Genomic DNA, 17,319 nt, shown 5'->3' on the forward strand with positions numbered 1-17,319 from the left:
TTTTTAATGCAAACTTTTTTTACGAATAGGTGGTAACTGCCCGGTTTGTTTTATCGATCCGCTCCAGAAAATCCCGGTAAATTTTGCGAACGGTATCAAATTCGATATCCACATCAGCTTCGATGTTGTAGCGATTCAGGAAAGCCCGAATGAATCGGGAGTAGTCGCCCCCGCATAATTCGTGTAATGCGCGTACCTCACAAATCAGCGAGCGCCGAAACTGTTCATCCAGTGATTTGACCAGGCTGGCCAATTTCTCGGGTGGCACTTCAACTGTCCGGTCACGATTTGTGTAATAAATAACTAGCTTAGAGCCGGTAATCTCTGGCTTAGGCAGGGGAAATAAGACAGGCCTGGTAATGCTGGCAATGTAGGAACCAACCAGGGAGCGGCCACCAACGTGTAAAGTCCCATCAATGACTTGACCAAACTCTGAATTTAACAAGTACTTTTTAAGGTATCGGGGAACCGATAAAACAACCTTTTTACGCATAGAGTGAGTACGAATTTTCTCATAGAAATATAAGCTAATGGAGGAGCCGAAATATACACATTAAAGTGTATTATTAATACTCAAATGACCTTATAAACCAGAGTCTTTTTAAAGTAAAAAATATTATCCAAGTCAATTGATTAGCTCAATAAATGAGTAATAGCCCTTTTGATATATCAATAGATTTTCCGTCAGCATTTCGTTCAATTAGCCCTTGCCAACCACAAGTAATGTGGCCTGCCTCATATATTGGCAACATATTTAAAAATAATGTGGGGATTTTTGGATTTATTTTATAAAAATGATTTTCCATACACATAAGAAGTATCATCCATCTAAAACTGTATACTATTGTCGAATCAATCCCAGTACGTTCAGAAAACTGTTTAGCTTGCAATTCTAAACTTGGTAATTCTTCCTTATAGCTAACTACTATTTTGTTCCATAATGTTGCCTCTTCTATTTGCTGTTTATTACGAGGGAAATTATTTAGATAAAATCGTAGCGTATTAAGGCCTTCAAGCTCGAAACTTTCCCAGGTGGGAGAGTTCAAAGCAAGGCCTACCTGCTCTATGCTATTTAGCTGTTTGTAATAAAAAGGTAACTGCTCTCCTTTAAAAGGAGTACCACAATTAGCGAAAAGTTTAAATCCATAAATCTTTTCTAGAATAGTCAAGTCCTTCTTAATCATCTGCTTTAACTAATTTCCCACCATTCGAATATGCCTTAATGGTGGACAAAGAAAACAAAAATCACCTAGAAGCCTGATGAACTTCTAGGTGATTTTGTAAAGAAATGTTGTCTTACTTAAACGAAGAAATACGCCCAATCAAGGCATCTAAACGGCCTGACTGGTTAGTTGCCCATACGGCTCCTTGTACGCCATCCACCGCGTTTTTCACCTGGTAAACGGCTCCCTCCACAGCATTGACCGACCCTTTCAAGCCACCCACCTGACCTGCCATATTGTCCAATCCGCTTTTGGTGGTATAGGCTAAGGTAAGCAGGCTGTTTTGGGTCGTCACACTCAGATTGTCCAGCCCTGTTTTGGTGCTGGTGGCCAGGTTCGCCAGCGCCTGGCTATTAATTCGGTTAAACGTATCCAGGGAGGTATCCACCGAACTGGCTAGATTCTTCATTGCGGCTTGTAAGTTCTTATCCGAAGCCTCTACCGCATCCCGGATTTCGCCCAACACTTTGAGCTGCTGTTTGCCCTGTTCGACCGCTTCGTTATGCGCCTGGTTAGCTTCGGCTACCCCATCACCTTGCCCTCCGGTGGAATCGGTCGTATCCACTTCCGACATGCCACCCTCTTCGTACCGTCGTCTGGGCGCTACTCCTCCATAGCGATACATTCGGCCACCCCAACGGCCAGCATCCAGTAGTCCACCCTCCCGGAAGGCTGGCCCACGGTAATCGGTAACAGGTGTACTTCGTTTACCTGGTGTTCTAGCATTAGCAAACATGCGTTGTATCAGTGGCATATTGGCCCGCGTCTGCTCCCGGCTAATGATGGCCTCCCCTCCCTCCATTTCGCCCCGTTCCCGGCCCGTGGCCCGGTCAATGATCGCCAGACCACCCGCACCATAGGTGGAGCCGTGCCGACCGCCATCGGGTATGAAGCCTCCGTGGGCAAATTGGGGTTCGGGCTGGCTCTTGATCTTGGCAATCTGAATACCTGTCATCACTGCCGCCATTGCCGCAAACACCAGGTTCACCGGCCAGAAACCGCTGGCCAGCGCCTTTAGCACTGACAACGCCCCCGTAATGCCCGCCGTGGCTATATCGGCCCGTTGCTGGGCTTTCCAGGCCTGCCGCTTAGCCTCTATCTCTTTTTGCTTGGCCCGTTCGTTCTCCTGCTCAATGGCCCGGTTCAGCTCCTTCTGGTTCTGTATCCGGGTTTGCTTTTCCTGCTCTACTTTTTTGAGCTTTTCCCGTTTCTCCAGCTCGGCGGCATCGATCTTTTTTTCAGCCTCCTCTTTGGCCAGTCGGATCTTTTCTTTCTGGTCTTCTTTGGCTTTGGCCAGGATTTCCTTGGCCGCTTTCTCATCCCCTTTTTGTACGGCCTCAATCGCTTTCAGTTCCGCGTCCCGCTGATCTTCGGCCAGTTCGATCTTGGTTTTGGCCGTATCGTTGGCCAGTTCAATGGTGGTTTTAGCCGTGTCTTTAGCCTCCGAAATCTTCACCTCGGATTCATCTTCAGCCAGCTTTTTCTCCTTCTGGAACTTGTCCTGAGCCTCCTGGATAAGCTGTTTTCGGGTGGCCTGGTCAACGTCCTTGCGGTTATTGATGGCTGCTATTTCGGCATCCCGTGTGGCCTCGGCGGCATCGATCTTTTCGGCCTTCTCGTTGGTGGCCGCTTTGATGGCGGCTTTTTCGGTATCCTGAGCGGCTTTAATCGTTTGGTCGCGTTCGTCTTTGGCCGCATCGATGGCATCGTTAGCGGTTTCTTTAGCCGTCTGGCTCTTTTCGTCGGCGCTATCCTTGTAGCCCTGCAACTGGTCGGCCAGCTTCTTTTTTTCCTCACTACTGGATAACTGGCGGTACTGCTGTTCCAGGCTCGAAATGGTTTGCTCGGTCTGGCTTTTGATCGCCTGAATCTTGTCATTGCTTTCCTGGGTTACCCGCTGCTTTTCGGCTTCGGCGGCATCCTGGGCCGCTTTCTCGGCGGCAATCTGATCATTAATGAGCCGTACCTTTTCATCCCGTTCTTTCTGGGCTTCGGCAATGGCCTTGGCTGCTTTTTGCTGGGCAAGCTGATTCAAAAAATCGACCGCTGCCGTGGCCATTTGCGCTACCGCTGCATACTTCTGTTGGTTCTCGGCCAGTCGCTTCTGCCAGGCTTCTTTTTCGCCCTGCACCAACTTATCGGCATAGTCCAGAAATGAGGATATATCCCCTTTTAGAATGGCGCTAAAAGCATTACTGGCATTGCTCCAGATGGCGTTTTTCTTCTCCTTCAGCTCCTGTTCTACCTTTTCAATGGCGGCTGCGTTCTGGGCTTCTGCCAGTTTGCGCTCAGCCCGGTATTTATCCTCAATGGCCGTTAAAGCCTGGCTCAATTGGCCCTTGTCGGTAATCTCCCGGCTGGCTCTGGCCCGTTCGGCGGCTTCCTCGGCAGTCAGCTTTTCGACCGTGGCGTTATACTGGATACGGAGTCGATCCTGGTGGATTTGGGCTAGCTTGGTGGCGTTTCCCTTGGCCATCAGTTCCCGCCAATCCAGCAACGCGTTTTCGGCCTGGCGCTCCTGGTCGATGATAAACTTTTTAGTCTCCAGCCGTTTTGCTTCTTCCTCCTCAGCTTTCTTCCGTTTCTTCTCGGCAAACTCCCCAGCCACGCGGGCCACATCCTCCTCCAGCTTCTTATCCAGCGCTGCTAGCTGCTGGTTCTTTAACTTCTCGTCCTGGAGCCCCCGCATGATTTCTTCAGCCTCCAAATCCCGCTTAGCGCCAAGTTTGGCAAACTCACGCTGCATCTCGTCTTTGATGCTGGCCACGTGGGCCTCTGCCTCCAGTTTGGTCAGTTCTTCCAGCGCCTTCTGGTTGGCCTTCTGAACTTCATCCAGGTGTTTCTGGTGGTCTTTCTCGGCCTGCTTACGGGCTTTTTCGGCGTCCTTGGCCTGATCGGCCAGGGCTTTCTTTTGCTCGGCGGTCAACGCGTCGCCGTGGGCCTGCCCTTGCTTCTTGCCCGCAAATGCGGCCTTCTGCTCATTGGCTGGATCGCTCCAGATAGCCACCACGGCAGCGGCCCCGGCCTTCACATTGGCTTTTACCCCCTCGATCACTTTGGCCCCCGCTGCTTTGGTCTGATCCCAGGCTTTACTGGCCGCATCGAAATTGCCCGAAAGAAACTCTTTGATGGCTACCCCCATATTTTTCATTACCCCACCAGCTCCCATCGAAAAATCGGCCAGCGTTTTCCAGTAGCTGCTTACGGCGGTAATCAGGGTGCCCACTACGCTCACCAGTCCCCGGATCACGGTAATGCCTCCGCTCATCACCGTCAGAATACCCACAAAAACAGGCCGTAACTTATCGCCAATCTCCACTTTGAGCGCGTCAAAATTATCCCCCAGGTTGGAGGTTTGCCCATCCAGGGTTTTCATCATTTCGGCGTTCTGACCCGCTACTCCCTTCATTTCCCCAAACTTGACGATGGCCCCCTGGATCGCTTCCGGCGTGTTCTTTACCGTCTGGTTCATCCCCTTGAACGATAGCGTTACCTCATCGCCCGATTTTTTGGCCGAAATACCAAACTCTTTCAGCCGCTCATTTTCTCCCGTTTGGGCATCCAATGCGGCCTCCACTAACTGATCAAAGGTTTTGCCTTGACTAGCCGCTAAATCCGTTAAGGCCACCATTTCTTTCTGGCTCGGCCTCATGCCCCGGTTGACCATTTTGACGTACCCCTCCGTCAGCTCATCGACTGAAAAGGCGGTTTGGCTCCCCAGCTCTTTGAGCGCGGCCATAGCGGCTTTAGCCTCCTTCTGAGAACCCAAAGCGGTCTCCAGTACCTTACCGTACTTTTCAAATTTGGCCGTCGTCTCAAAGATGGATTTACCTATGTCGATGATGAAGCCAATCACCTGTAGCGCCATAAAGGCCTGGAACGCCGTAGCCATGCCTTTAACCCCGCTGGTTACCTTGTTCCACATCGACGGCTGGCCCAAATCTTCCCCGCCCTTTTTGAGCTTGTCCACCTCATCCTTGACGCTCTTAAACTGCTTTTCGGCATCGCCTAGCCGTTTGGAGGCTGTTACAAATTCCTCGGTGCCAGGTTTGAGCGTTTTGAGGTCTTTGGTAAGCTGCTTAATCAGGTTGTCGAGCTGGCCATAGGTGAGCGTGGTCACGTCTACCTCCTTTTTTAAGGCCGTGGTAGCGGTCTGAACCTCCTTTAGCTCGTTCTTGTACTTCTGCCAATTCTCCGACCCCTTGCCGCCATCTTTTTCAATGTCATTAATGGTCTTTCGGAGGTCTTTGGCCTTTTGGTTCAGCTCATCGATACTTTTGCCTACATCGCCGTTATTGAGCCGTAGGGACAAGGTGGCTACTTCGTTTAGGTTGAGTGCCATCTTAGTCCGTAAAAGCCGCTTTAAAAGCCCGGCTGGCCGTTAGGTTGTAGGCAGTTGCCAGATCCTGGAATAGATACGGGAGTACGTCTTTTAGGAGCGGATCGGCGTAAATGCCTCGGTAGCCACGGGTGACGTTGGGACGTTTGGCCAGACTCATTTTTAAGCTCCAGGCAATGCGCTCCACGGCTCTGGCTTCGGTAGCAGGAAAGGTGCCTTTTTTGTAGCCCGACACGTAGGCAAAATGACTGGCCCCTACCTTTTCCACATAATACTCCATGGCCAGGAGCGGTGGTGTACGGGTATAGTTCATCCAGCGCAAATCCTTGATTCTCGCCAGTGCGGCCATTTCCAGGCGGGCCTCCACGTAGCCCTCGGCCTCTGTAGCGGCCCGCTGGCGAAAGGAGGCTAGCAGTTCCCCCGAAAGGTTTAGCCCTGCCTCCTGAATCCGTCGTTTAAAGGCCTCCTCGGCTTGAGCCAGGTAGGTATCCAGGATTTTAGCCGCATCGCGGTTATTAGAGAGCCATTCAGCTCGGGCATCCCCTCGAATGCTAGTCGTTACTTCCATCGTATTTACTGTTTTGAGAGCAAGCTAAAACCGACTCCAAGAGACCAAAAGGACAAGAAAATCAATAGATTGAGAAAAATCATCAAACTAAATTTGTTACTTATTTTAGATATTGCTTTATTTACACTTTACCTAATAAGTCTTTATATTCCTTTAAAAAGCTTTCGGTTAAAACAGTTAAATTAATTCATTCCCACCGATCAACTTTAAAATAATGTACATTTCAAAATTTTCAGCTTTTAATTACAGAAGTTTAAAACAAGTAACTATCCGATTTGAAAAAGGGAAAAACGTTATAGTCGGAAAAAATAACTCAGGAAAGTCTAACATTATAAGAGGTCTTGATATTCTAATTGGAGAAAAATTCCCTACGTATATACATATAACTGATAATGACTATTACACATTTGAAAAAATTGACCTTGAAACAGGAGAAATATCAGAAGAGATTGCTGAAAATTTTTATTTAGAAATAGAATTAGAAGGCCGGGATGTCGATGAAGATCTTATTAAATCTATCAAAAAGAAAACTGCTTTTTCAAAAGTAAAATCCCTAAAAAATCTTTATGAAAAACTTGAAAATAATGACATATTAATAAATTATGATTTTTTTCAAAATTTAGATCAAATTGAAAATAGAGAAGAGATTGATGTCATTGGAAGAACAGCGACAGGTTACGACATTAAAACAAAATGGCACAGTTCAAATGAGTTATTAAATTTAATACAATTCTCAAAAATAATTAAATTGTTTTTCTCTAAATCAAGGTCAGAAGAGGAAAAGAATGGGTATGGAATAATAATTATAGAACGTGATAATAGTATATGGATATCTCATTTTGTCCCAAAAAAGCTTAGAGATTCTCTAATTACCACAACAGTTATCAGTGCATTGAGAAGCCACAAGGAGGATTTAAGGCTTGTTCATTACACATGGTTTGGAAAACTAATCATGGGTCTTTGGAATAAAAATAAGGGAATTATTGAAGAAAGCTCTGAAAAAAGTTATGAACAATTAATTAAAGAAAAATCGAAAGAAATAAAAAATATTGTCGATGTAGTTTTTGATCAACAATCTCAAGATATTAAGCTATTACTTGAAGGTGCTATTTCACACAAATCTGTCAATTTTAAATTTATTAACGACACAAAAAACGAGCTATATAAAAATATTCAACTTTTTGTACACGATGGTATAGATAGGCCCCTTCAAGAGAAAGGAACTGGAATACAAAGCGCTATAATTATAGCGCTATTTTCAATGTATTGTAATAACTACCATAATTCAAGTTCATTACTCATAACAGAAGAGCCAGAACTCTATTTACATCCACAAGCACGAAGAGTAATTTCTGCTGAACTAGAAAAATATATAGAACAAGCAAATTCACAACAAAGGCAATTAATTATTTCGACTCATTCAACAGATTACTTAAAAAACTTAGATCCATATTGTATAACTCGGGTTTATAAAGATAGTAAAAACAATTGTACTGTAGCAAAACAGTTAGACATTGAAACATCGTCTCAGATTACAACTGAGTTAAAAAGATTTTTATGGTCAACAAATAGCGAACTTTTTTTTGCAGATAAAGTGATATTAGTAGAAGGAGGTGAAGTATATTTAATACCCACAATTGTTGATAAAATATACTCAGGGAAACAGTTACTAGATTATGATAATATTTCGGTAATTAGAGTAAATGGTAAGGGCAGTTTTTTAACATACATTAAAATGTTAGAATGCTTTAATATTTCATATCTTGTTTTAGGTGATCTTGACTGCTTCAAAGATGAGGTACAAAAAATTTCAAAACATTAAAATCTAGAGGAGCATAAACCAATATTACAAAAAATAAAATCGGCCTTAAGCAGTATGGAAATATCATATGAGCAAATTAATACTAGAATTAAGGAGATTGATAAAAATACAGATGCACAGACACTAAAAAATCTATTAGATAAATTTGCAAGTGGCGAAATCACTAATAGTGATCAAGACCTTTTAGATATAATAAATAAAATGAAATCTCGCTCAACTAAAGGCGATAAAATTTCAGCTATCTTAAAACAAGTTTCAAAACAAGAATACGACCAAATACATCAAATTCTTAGAGAAAATAAGATTTTCATATGGTCTCAAGGTGACTTAGAATCTTATTTTAGTAAAAGATCATTAAGACTAAGTGGAAGTAAGGACATTAGAGCGCTGGAACTTTCATATCTACTTCAAAATGAAAATGAGACGCTCGAGAGTCTCTTTTTACACATTGAAGAAATAAAAGAGCTAGCAAAACTAATAGTCAAAAAATCTTAGTATTCGATAGTTGAATATTAGTTTTTTGCACAATCGATATGAATTTTCAAAAATTTAATTACATTCCCAAAAAATCACCTTTATGCAGGCAACATTAAAATCATGGTTTTCGCGATTAATTTGGATATTTTTTTTTATTGCTCCCTTCTGTGTTATTTTACTTTAAAAATTCTATAAACAAAGATATAAATATTCTTTTAAATGCCTTTATTACTTTTATCATTTTCATCATGGCTTATTTCCAAATAGATGAATCATTTAATTGGATATATTCAGGAAGACACTATGGTCATTTAAATCTTTTTGTTGCTTTTTATTCAGACAGCAGCAAAAAGTATTCATTTGAGTTAACAAAGAGAGAGAGTCTAGTTCATATACTATTTGGGTATCTATTATTAGTATTTGCCTTTGCTAACCTTTATCAATTTATATACATGATTGACAAGAAAAGTTTTAACGAAGAAATGAACATAATTAATTCATTCTATTTTAGCATTATTACATCTGCAACAATTGGCTACGGAGATATTACCCCTAAAACTTATCTATCAAAATTATTAGTATCTTGTGAAGTCATATCAAGTCTTGGGTATGCCGTATTCTTCCTAGCTAGCTTACCTGAATTCACAAAGAAATTACAGAAATCATAGATTAACAATCACCTTGTTAATACTTTATTTTTATAGAAAAAATGATTATATATACACCAAAGGATTAATATTTTTAGTATAAGAAGGATCAATTTTTATAATTTTAAGCCCGTACAAGTAATGCCATCGCGGGTTCGGTAATGGGCAAATTGATGGATAACTTGCCTACCCAATAATCTAGCCCATTGATGTGCACTTTTTCCGAAAAATCCAGCGTGGCCAGGTCAACCTCGTTTAAAGCTAAACCACGCTCCAGATAAAACTGCCGCTTTCGGTTTGCCTCAGTTTTTCCCCAAAATCTGACCGCTAATCCATTCTCTCCATTCCAGTAGAGCGAATAGCCGCCCCTTCTGGCCGTAGCTGTGGGAATGCCGTATTGTAGGCCATTCCAGAATAAAAGGCGCGGTGTAAACGTATTGGTCAATTGTCCAAATTGAGCTGTGATACCCGCTTGTTTGGTGATGGCAAGGCCGGTAGCGTCATCGGTTAGTAGAGTCGAAAATTTACAACTTAGTTGGCTAACACCCGTATCGCTTTCCAATTCGGGTGTTAGGTAGTCGGCCAGGATTCCAGGTTTGTCTTTGGCGAGGCCGTCCCCCCCATCCGCCAGGCTCCCGAGTTGGAGCCGTCTGGCGGTTTCGGGCCGTTTCTTGAAGTCCTTTAGTGCCTTATCGCTCCAGTTGATTTGGGCTGCACGTTGGTGAAAACCCTCTGTGAAATCTAGCCGTATGCTCCGTTCTACGGTGTCTACCGTCATAGCCAGATTAAACAGTTTTCTTAGCTCCAGTAGCAACTCGGGAATGGTCAGGGTAGGCAAATGCTGCTGAAGGGTAATGAACGGGTTACCATCCAAGGATCGGGTATTATACAGCAATAGCTGGCTCAATACCGGATGGTCGATAAACGGCCCGGTTATGGTTACCCCCGTCAGTTCGGACACTCGTAACAGGATTTCGTTTAGAAAGACCATTGGCACCAGTGGCCCAGCCGTATAAGCTCCCCCGGCGTAGGCATTCACTTTGCCCGAATAGCCAATGCTGGCCCCACTGGTGCCATAATACTCCGAATTGAGCACCGTAGGGAATGCCACCACGTTCCGCCCAAACTGTTGCAGCACCGGAGTTAGTGCACCCGGCAGGGCTATGGCTCCAAAATCGACCTCTGGTAACGTTTTGGTGTGTAGGTCGCCAAAGAGTTCACCCAGGGGCTGTACTACCGTCAGCGCGAACGTTTGTGCGGCCTCGGTCAAGATGGCCACCCCTGATTGGAGCAATTGGCCATTATAGTACTTCTCGCACTGGTAACGCATGCCTACCGCGTCGTTTTGCAGCAGGTCAGGAAAGCCCATAATGATCCGATTGCGGCTAGTGGCTGGTATGGCCGGAATAGTGGCTTTGGCGCTCAGAATATCCTCATACACCAGGTAGGGGTTTACCAGCTCCAGGTTTACCTTGGTGTCGGGCGTGAGGTCTACTACCTGGCCATCGATCCGTATTTGTAAGCTCATGGGTTAGAGTTGGGTTACTTTAAAGTAGAGTTTATCGCCAGAAGCCAGGTTAATCTGGAGCGGCTCAAAAATGCCCGTTACATTCAGATAGCACCAGGTAAACCCAATGCCTACGGCGGCATTCTGGTTGACGCGCAACACGCCATTTTGCCAGATTTTTACGTTGACGTTTCGCCCTGGTGTACCATACACGTACATCCGCCAATTCAGATGCCATACGCCCGTCATGGGCAGGTCTAAATCATTGGAAAACTGCGGAAACACATAGGGCCGATTTTGCCCCTGAATGGCCCATGTATTGCCCAAAATTGGATCGGTTTCGTACTCCCGCCATTCGATGGCAAAGCGGGTTGGATCATTGGCCCGGTAATGCCAGTGGCCAGCCGGTACGGCTACGGTGTACAACTCGGGCGATGGGTTACAGGTGCCGTACTGATCGGCGTAGGCCTGGGTGTTTAGCTGGCTGTATTCGGCTTCGGCCTTACTGTCGGCATCGGCCTGGCTAATCTCGGAGCCATACTTTCCGGCAGCGATGGAAATGATGGCCACGTCCCCAATATCGCCGTTAGTACAGGTTGACCGCTTAAACGTCGTCGGTCGGCTGATAGCCGCACTTGGATAAGGAGTTGACCCGGCAGGTACTTCTGGCATGAAGCTATCGGGAATGTAATCAGCATCGCCCGGCTGGTTAGGCTTTTCCGTAATGGGTTTAAACGTGCTGTTATCGTCGGGATAATACTTCTGGAGTTTGAGCGGCCTGCCGTAGCCTGTGCGCTTGCCGTAGCTGTCGAGCATATACACCACCCCTTGCCCACGCCAGGCGGTCAGGCGGGCCGGTATGGCTGGAGCTGCTGGCAGGGTCGAAAAATTCACCTGTGGCGTAGTTAACCGAAACGTAAAAGAACGGGCCAGCAAATCCGTGTTGTCCTGGGCATCCGTCAGTGTATTGGTTAGTAGCTCAAGCGCCTGGTGGCCCCGGCTGTCGGCCAGGTAAATCTCTTTAGACAGTAACAGTTCGTCCAGATGGCGGAGCCGTTCGGCGGCTTGCTGTTCAAAATAGCCGGTGCTGACCGTTAGAGTTCGGGTGCCCTGCACAGCTACCACCCGCAACTCGGCAAAGTCGGCGGGTGCTCCGGCTGGCCGCTCCAGTTCCGCCGTGGTGCGGATCGTGTCCAGGGTTTCGGCCCCCTCTCCCAGCAATCGCAGAGTATCCCAGCCCCCCAGGCTGTTGGCCAACAGTAGCCACCGCTCCTGACTGCGATACTGTCGATCTATCGTATACGTCCGAACTTCACTAATCCGGTTTCGGTCGCCATCGGCCAGCCAAACCTCATACCTTACTACCTGGTCGGACAGCCCCAAAGCCGTTGGCCCACAGGGTAGGCAAACCACCTGGTAGGCCTGGCTCCCCGATAGCTGGCCTTTGTCCACGGTTTCTACCGAACCATCCCGGTAGGTAATCCGAACTCGGCGGATCAACGTGGCTGGTGTGGGCGAAATATTCAAGAGAAAAGCCAGGTATTCCGGTTGTTGCTGGCTCACCAGTTTGTTATCCGGTTGCCAGGTTAAAAAGGGCCGGTTGGCGCTCATGTAGCTGGTAAAAAACACAGCTCCCCAGGCCACAAAATCCCGCTCGGAAAGACCCGCTTTAAGTAGCCACTGGTTAGGCTGTGCCTTAGTCGAAGCAGCTAGCAAAACGCCATTGTTCTCCACGGTTTCCCTGGCCATATAGGGCATAGTGAGCGTGGAAATAATAGCCATATCGGTAGCGCCTGACGCTGGTTTCTTGTTCTCCAGAAATCCGTCCAGTAACTCATCCAACTGATAAAACGCCCCCTCGTAAACGCTGGAGCCGCTGCTGGTAGTGGGTGGCTTTTCGGAGCCAGGCATTTTCACCAGGCGTTTAAAGGTGCTGGAGCCCGAAAACTCGGGCACTAATACTTCCAGGTAGTAACGGAGCCCGCTCCTATCGGCCAGGCTGGTATCTGCTGGGTCGATAATATGCTCAATTCGATTACGGGAAAAATGCAGGGGCAGAAAAGCCATCCTGGTATTGATGGGGTCAATAAACATAAAAGCTCACAGCATTGGCTGTCCGACTTGTTTCGAACAAAAGTGAGCCCGAGAGTGAGAATGAAAAAGGACGGATTTGGAGAAATATACATACATGATTACTTTGAGCGATAATTTTTATACATACCATCGTTACTACTTAATCTAATGATCATTCGATTTTTAGTGGTTATTACAACCTGCCTCGCATTGTTTTCTTGTAAGTCACCAAGCTCAAATCCAGAAGAACCTGACATAGCAGAAACAGTATTTATTAGTAGTGACAATGTAACATTGTTAGCCTATGATGCTTTGAGTGGAACTAAAAAATGGGTTTTTACAAGTGAGGATTATGGAGCTTCAAGCGGAACAAGAGCCACCCCCACTATAGATAATGGTACTGTGTATGTACATGGAGGTTTTATCCTTTATGCAATAGATTCAGCAACTGGAGCAAAAAAATGGAGCTATGCGATGGAAGATGTCAGTTTTAGCTCCCCAACAGTCGTCAATGGTACCGTCTATGTAGGAAGTGGCAGATGGTTATATGCAATCGATGTTGCTACACATACTAAAAAGTGGGCACAGCAACTGTATGATATTGCTGCTAGCCCAACTGTGTATAAAGGGATTGTTTACATCAGTACAGGTTTTAGAGATGGTAGTCTGTACGCCATCGATGCCGAAACAGGGACAAAGAAATGGAGTATAAAACTAGGAACAGAAATTTACTCCAGTCCAACATTAGTTAATGAAGTTGTTTATATAACCAATATGGATGGCGATCTATTTGCTATAGATGCGATAACTGGCGTAAAAAAATGGGAGTACAAAATTGGAGAAAGCCATTTCAGTAGTCCAACTGTAGCCAATGGAGTTGTTTATGTAGGTACTGGGGATTCAAGACTATTGGCTATTGATGCCAGTACAGGAACAAAGAAGTGGGAATTTAAAGCGGGGGCAGGATTTTATTCAAGTCCTATTGTCGTTGACGGTATTCTTTATATAGGTAGTGACCTTACAGAAGGTAAACTATATGCAATAGAAGTTGCATCAGGGACAAAAAAGTGGGAATTTAAAGTGGGGACTGGAATTTATTCAAGTCCAACAGTAGCCAGTGGAATTGTCTACATTGGAGGGCTTGACTCGAATTTGTTTGCTGTAGACGCAGTAACCGGAGTAAAAAAATGGGATGTTACACTAGAAGCCCTTAAGACTGCTGTATATTCTTCACCGTGCGTTGTGACAAAAAAAGGAGTTGTTTTTCACCCAGGAATCAGCGGAGATCAGCAATAGTAGTTGGTATTTATCTGGTTTATAAACATAAAGGCTCACTTTTGTCCGACTTGTTTCGAACAAAAGTGAGTCTTTATGCACGTACCAGAAAGGACAAGTATGTAGCAGATAGTTACTGCTTACTTGTCAACTCATCTGAAAACTCTTTTAAAGTGTCAAGTTCCATTTGAATATCTATTTCCCATCGTTTTTGGGCCAAAGCATCTGAACCAAACTTGGTTTCTGAATCGTAAACGAGTCTTCGTTTTGTAAATTCATCCATAATATCTGAGTTCATTTTGTCTATAAAATCCGTCCCGAACGCTATTTTTTTCCTATTTTCCCTGAGCTCTTTTCTAAATCGTCTGGTATAGACCTCAGCCATATCAAAAAGTGTCTGTTGATATTTTAGCGACGTAGAAACGTTATACGATGTATCAATCCAGGAAGCGGACTTTATCATATAATTGCTTATCTTCTTATTGAAGTTTTTTGCCATAAAATCAAAGCCCTTTACGTTATACGTTATGACAAAATGGGCAAATGAAGGGTGGTTTTTAACCGTTTCCGTTTTAATTTCAAAATCATTTACTGTCAATCTACGCGTTGAGCTCCAGGCAAGATAATCTTTATTAGTTTGACTGAATACAGCACTTGATACCCCAACCAGGAGTAGTATAATACTTATGTTTTTCATTTGAGTTTTTTAACGTCTATGACCTCATCCATACTAAAAGCAGGCTAAAAGAAACTTGTTCAGATTTTTTTTCACCTCAATAAACTTTATTTTAAAGTATATGTGAAGCGAATTATAGTATAATATTGACATAACCATACTAATGGATACATAAAGAATTTAGCCTAATCACTGGGCCTATTCAATTTTTAAAACTGTAAGGATGATTCGTATTCTATTGGCACTTGTAGTCATAGGAATAAACTATGTTATCCTGCTTAGAGCTCATAATTTGCTGGGTTGGATACTTATACTCGTTGTATTTGTAGTTGTACACTCGGTCATAACTCGTATAAGTCAGCATCCCATTGGCGTTACCGATAGAATTTGTAAAGGTATCTTTAGTAGGGTTATTGGTTGAAAATGCGGTGTATTCATTTAAGCGAATGTAAGCCCATAATTGTAAAGGAATTGAGCTACTCCAGGGATTATTATTTGTATCAAAGGCCATCCCATCCCGCTTTGGAATAGTTGAAGGAGTAGCATCTGCATAACTGCCATTACTACGTTGCAAATTTTTATTAATATCGTATATAAATGATACTGTTTCAAAAAGTGCACTAGTAATTATATCCTGCGTGAGCTGGTTATTTGTATTGAATGTCAATGTACTAACTATGACTATACCAGACGGTACATGAGTTCTTGTATAGGAAGAAGGAGTACTACTATCATTATTATATTTCAATGAAAATTCGTAATTAATTACACCATTTGCCCTAGTATTTCGTATGAGGGTCAAACGCTTTTTTGAGTCGTAAATGAGCGTATCGGTGTCGCTGTACTGATTATTGTATATATAGCGAACTTGAACAGGTAATTGATCTGTATTGTATAAGAATGAGCGATTACTCGTATAAGTAGTACCAGTGGAAGTGCTACCTTCTAATTGATATTTTGTTAATAAACAAACGGATGACACTTTGTCAGGAGAAATAGGCTGTGATGAGTCTGTTTTTTGGCATTGTGAAAATAGTAGGGCAAAAAATAAAAGCGCTGTAAGCTTAGTCCCAATTGATTTTAAGTAGATGGTCAAAAACATAGTAGATTGATATAATTCGATGTTAATTTATCTTTTTCTGTCCACAACTATCTAGAATAGTCGAACTTGAAATATCCACAATTTAGGCCAGAAAAGGATTCTATTAAATACCTTCATAGACTTCGGGATTGACCATTAAACCAATTCGATAGCGCACCTCATACCCAAACGAGGAATCCAGGGTAAGCATAGTGACCGGCTCCATGTAAACCTTAGTCGTTGGGTCAATCACAGCTAGATACGTGCTTTCCTCCTCCTGGAGCTTTCTGGTTAGCTTGGTGGCCAAGCGCTCAGCTTCATCAAAAGACGCGTCTTCGTCGAGTTCGTCACCATAATTGCCGGTGCAAATCACGTAATAGGTAGCATCGAACCAAGCAATGGTCAGATTGGCCCCGTTGTCCTCTAGAGTGTATTTCGGTCTTAAAAGAAACACAGCCGGGTAAATCTCCTCACTTCGGCTATTGGCAAGGAGTCGATCCATTTTATCGCCCCCGGAACGGTGTACGGTTTTTACGCCTGGTACGGCTTCGGCCAGGGGTTTAAAAAACGCCCAAAATTTCGCGGTACACGTCATGCCATTGCCTCCTCTCGTTTTTGGGCCATTTCCCGCATGACATCCTTTTGGTGCTCCTCCAGAAAGAGTAAAACGTCGTGCAAATTAGCCGCTTTAGTCTGGGCAATATTGCCGAATATACCTTTTTCGGCTAGTAAGTGCTGGTTCTTTATCCAGCTCTGGCCAGGGTATTCTTCGGGCTCCCCGTCTTCGCCTTCAACGAGTCGATACCGTTCCAGAACCTGCTGTAAATTACCTGCAAAATACAGCACCACCGCCATTTTATAACCCGGCTCGAGCAGACTAACCAGTTTGGCCCGCTGCTTAGTCGTAAACTCGCTGTAGCGTTCCCGGTAGTCGCCGTTCCAATCAGGGTCATTTTGATAATCGTCGGTTCGGATTGGTCGGCAAAGGGTAGCCACCAGTAAATTCAGGTGTTCGTCACCCTGTACCAATTGCCGAATCCACACCAGAAAATGAATATAAGCGTCGGTCAATTCGCCAAAACTCATGGTTAAAAACCCAGCTTCGGGTAGTAGTAAGTCTACACCCATATCCAGCTCCAGGCGTTTAAACGGCTGCTCCTGGATGGGTTCGGTTTCCAGCCATCGAAGCAGGGTTTTTAGCGTGTGCAACACAATGGCGTTAGCCTGGCGGGTGCGTCGGCCAACGTTAGGGCCAAAGTGGGTTTGCATCAACTTTCGCCAGGGCTTACCGGAAATGTTGAGCGCTAGCCGGATGATTTCGTGGTAGACCTCGCCCGTGGGTGGGGTAAAGTAAACCAGTTGGAGCAATTGGGGTAACCGCTCCTGATCAACTTCACTCCACCGCTCGGGCAGTTGGTAGGCCTTGCCATCTAAATGGATGGTTTGCATTAGCGCTTTAGGGTGGTTTGTAGCCACACGCTGAAACTAGTGGCCGGGCTCAGAATATACTGTAGGGTGTTGATGCCCCAAATCAGGCGAACGGGCACCCAAAGCAGAATAACCAGTGTCATATCGATGGCACCGTACAGCAAGAGCAACAGAAAATAAAAAAGGCGTTTCATCGGTCAATT

Annotated in this window: 15 protein-coding genes; 4 read left to right on the plus strand and 11 right to left on the minus strand. The window is 44.7% G+C overall.

What is annotated here, in order from left to right; all coding sequences use genetic code 11:
• Positions 1-19 precede the first annotated feature (19 nt).
• The 4 genes from BGO59_RS15085 to BGO59_RS15100 all read right to left on the minus strand — a co-directional run bounded on the left by BGO59_RS15085 (position 20) and on the right by BGO59_RS15100 (position 6,130).
• On the minus strand, positions 20-493 hold the full coding sequence (locus BGO59_RS15085) for a hypothetical protein (protein WP_293684452.1): 474 nt from the start codon (positions 491-493) through the stop codon (positions 20-22).
• Positions 494-638: 145 nt separating this feature from the next.
• A complete protein-coding gene (locus BGO59_RS15090; protein WP_293684453.1) occupies positions 639-1,184 on the minus strand; it encodes a hypothetical protein in 546 nt (181 codons plus the stop codon).
• A gap of 112 nt (positions 1,185-1,296) precedes the next feature.
• Entirely contained in the window at positions 1,297-5,565 is a 4,269-nt protein-coding gene (locus tag BGO59_RS15095) for a hypothetical protein (protein ID WP_293684454.1), read from the minus strand.
• A gap of 1 nt (position 5,566) precedes the next feature.
• On the minus strand, positions 5,567-6,130 hold the full coding sequence (locus BGO59_RS15100; protein ID WP_293684455.1) for a hypothetical protein: 564 nt from the start codon (positions 6,128-6,130) through the stop codon (positions 5,567-5,569).
• A gap of 214 nt (positions 6,131-6,344) precedes the next feature.
• On the opposite strand from BGO59_RS15100, the gene BGO59_RS15105 reads away from it, so the two are divergent.
• From BGO59_RS15105 to BGO59_RS15115, 3 genes are all read left to right on the plus strand, one after another.
• On the plus strand, positions 6,345-7,952 hold the full coding sequence (locus BGO59_RS15105) for an AAA family ATPase (RefSeq protein WP_293684456.1): 1,608 nt from the start codon (positions 6,345-6,347) through the stop codon (positions 7,950-7,952).
• A gap of 54 nt (positions 7,953-8,006) precedes the next feature.
• Positions 8,007-8,447 carry a hypothetical protein gene (locus BGO59_RS15110; RefSeq protein ID WP_293684457.1) on the plus strand — a complete coding sequence of 147 codons (441 nt, stop codon included), beginning with the start codon at positions 8,007-8,009 and terminating at the stop codon, positions 8,445-8,447.
• A gap of 230 nt (positions 8,448-8,677) precedes the next feature.
• On the plus strand, positions 8,678-9,097 hold the full coding sequence (locus BGO59_RS15115; protein ID WP_293684458.1) for a potassium channel family protein: 420 nt from the start codon (positions 8,678-8,680) through the stop codon (positions 9,095-9,097).
• A gap of 103 nt (positions 9,098-9,200) precedes the next feature.
• Here BGO59_RS15115 and BGO59_RS15120 read toward each other — a convergent pair whose 3' ends face one another.
• Together BGO59_RS15120 and BGO59_RS15125 are read right to left on the minus strand one after the other, a co-directional pair.
• Complete coding sequence (locus tag BGO59_RS15120) at positions 9,201-10,604, minus strand: hypothetical protein (RefSeq protein WP_293684459.1); 1,404 nt, start codon at positions 10,602-10,604, stop codon at positions 9,201-9,203.
• Positions 10,605-10,607: 3 nt separating this feature from the next.
• The gene (locus BGO59_RS15125; RefSeq protein WP_293684460.1) at positions 10,608-12,677 is read right to left on the minus strand and encodes a DUF5977 domain-containing protein; all 2,070 of its coding nucleotides are present in this window, start codon (positions 12,675-12,677) and stop codon (positions 10,608-10,610) included.
• Between the two features lie 147 nt (positions 12,678-12,824).
• Between BGO59_RS15125 and BGO59_RS15130 the strand changes: the two genes are divergently transcribed.
• Positions 12,825-13,952, plus strand: a complete 1,128-nt coding sequence (locus BGO59_RS15130) for a PQQ-binding-like beta-propeller repeat protein (protein ID WP_293684461.1) — start codon at positions 12,825-12,827, stop codon at positions 13,950-13,952.
• A gap of 112 nt (positions 13,953-14,064) precedes the next feature.
• Here the strand turns inward: BGO59_RS15130 and BGO59_RS15135 are convergent, their stop codons facing one another.
• The 5 genes from BGO59_RS15135 to BGO59_RS15155 form a co-directional block, all read right to left on the minus strand.
• Complete coding sequence (locus tag BGO59_RS15135; RefSeq protein ID WP_293684462.1) at positions 14,065-14,628, minus strand: hypothetical protein; 564 nt, start codon at positions 14,626-14,628, stop codon at positions 14,065-14,067.
• Positions 14,629-14,842: 214 nt separating this feature from the next.
• Entirely contained in the window at positions 14,843-15,709 is an 867-nt protein-coding gene (locus BGO59_RS15140; RefSeq protein WP_293684463.1) for a hypothetical protein, read from the minus strand.
• Between the two features lie 103 nt (positions 15,710-15,812).
• Complete coding sequence (locus tag BGO59_RS15145; protein ID WP_293684464.1) at positions 15,813-16,283, minus strand: hypothetical protein; 471 nt, start codon at positions 16,281-16,283, stop codon at positions 15,813-15,815.
• Positions 16,280-17,137: a hypothetical protein gene (locus BGO59_RS15150; RefSeq protein WP_293684465.1), complete on the minus strand. Its 858-nt coding sequence runs from the start codon at positions 17,135-17,137 to the stop codon at positions 16,280-16,282. The genes BGO59_RS15145 and BGO59_RS15150 overlap by 4 nt, the downstream gene beginning before the upstream one ends.
• The gene (locus BGO59_RS15155) at positions 17,137-17,310 is read right to left on the minus strand and encodes a hypothetical protein (protein WP_293684466.1); all 174 of its coding nucleotides are present in this window, start codon (positions 17,308-17,310) and stop codon (positions 17,137-17,139) included. Before BGO59_RS15155 ends, BGO59_RS15150 begins: the two co-directional genes overlap by 1 nt.
• Positions 17,311-17,319: the final 9 nt, after the last annotated feature.

This window comes from Spirosoma sp. 48-14 (assembly GCF_001898575.1).
Classification (GTDB): domain Bacteria; phylum Bacteroidota; class Bacteroidia; order Cytophagales; family Spirosomataceae; genus Spirosoma.

Bases quoted from the DNA above. Each gene is read 5' to 3' on its own strand.
- BGO59_RS15085 (WP_293684452.1), bottom strand. From the start codon at position 493: ATGCGTAAAAAGGTTGTTTTATCGGTTCCCCGATACCTTAAAAAGTAC.
- BGO59_RS15090 (WP_293684453.1), bottom strand. From the start codon at position 1,184: ATGATTAAGAAGGACTTGACTATTCTAGAAAAGATTTATGGATTTAAA.
- BGO59_RS15095 (WP_293684454.1), bottom strand. From the start codon at position 5,565: ATGGCACTCAACCTAAACGAAGTAGCCACCTTGTCCCTACGGCTCAAT.
- BGO59_RS15100 (WP_293684455.1), bottom strand. From the start codon at position 6,130: ATGGAAGTAACGACTAGCATTCGAGGGGATGCCCGAGCTGAATGGCTC.
- BGO59_RS15105 (WP_293684456.1), top strand. From the start codon at position 6,345: ATGTACATTTCAAAATTTTCAGCTTTTAATTACAGAAGTTTAAAACAA.
- BGO59_RS15110 (WP_293684457.1), top strand. From the start codon at position 8,007: ATGGAAATATCATATGAGCAAATTAATACTAGAATTAAGGAGATTGAT.
- BGO59_RS15115 (WP_293684458.1), top strand. From the start codon at position 8,678: ATGGCTTATTTCCAAATAGATGAATCATTTAATTGGATATATTCAGGA.
- BGO59_RS15120 (WP_293684459.1), bottom strand. From the start codon at position 10,604: ATGAGCTTACAAATACGGATCGATGGCCAGGTAGTAGACCTCACGCCC.
- BGO59_RS15125 (WP_293684460.1), bottom strand. From the start codon at position 12,677: ATGTTTATTGACCCCATCAATACCAGGATGGCTTTTCTGCCCCTGCAT.
- BGO59_RS15130 (WP_293684461.1), top strand. From the start codon at position 12,825: ATGATCATTCGATTTTTAGTGGTTATTACAACCTGCCTCGCATTGTTT.
- BGO59_RS15135 (WP_293684462.1), bottom strand. From the start codon at position 14,628: ATGAAAAACATAAGTATTATACTACTCCTGGTTGGGGTATCAAGTGCT.
- BGO59_RS15140 (WP_293684463.1), bottom strand. From the start codon at position 15,709: ATGTTTTTGACCATCTACTTAAAATCAATTGGGACTAAGCTTACAGCG.
- BGO59_RS15145 (WP_293684464.1), bottom strand. From the start codon at position 16,283: ATGACGTGTACCGCGAAATTTTGGGCGTTTTTTAAACCCCTGGCCGAA.
- BGO59_RS15150 (WP_293684465.1), bottom strand. From the start codon at position 17,137: ATGCAAACCATCCATTTAGATGGCAAGGCCTACCAACTGCCCGAGCGG.
- BGO59_RS15155 (WP_293684466.1), bottom strand. From the start codon at position 17,310: ATGAAACGCCTTTTTTATTTTCTGTTGCTCTTGCTGTACGGTGCCATC.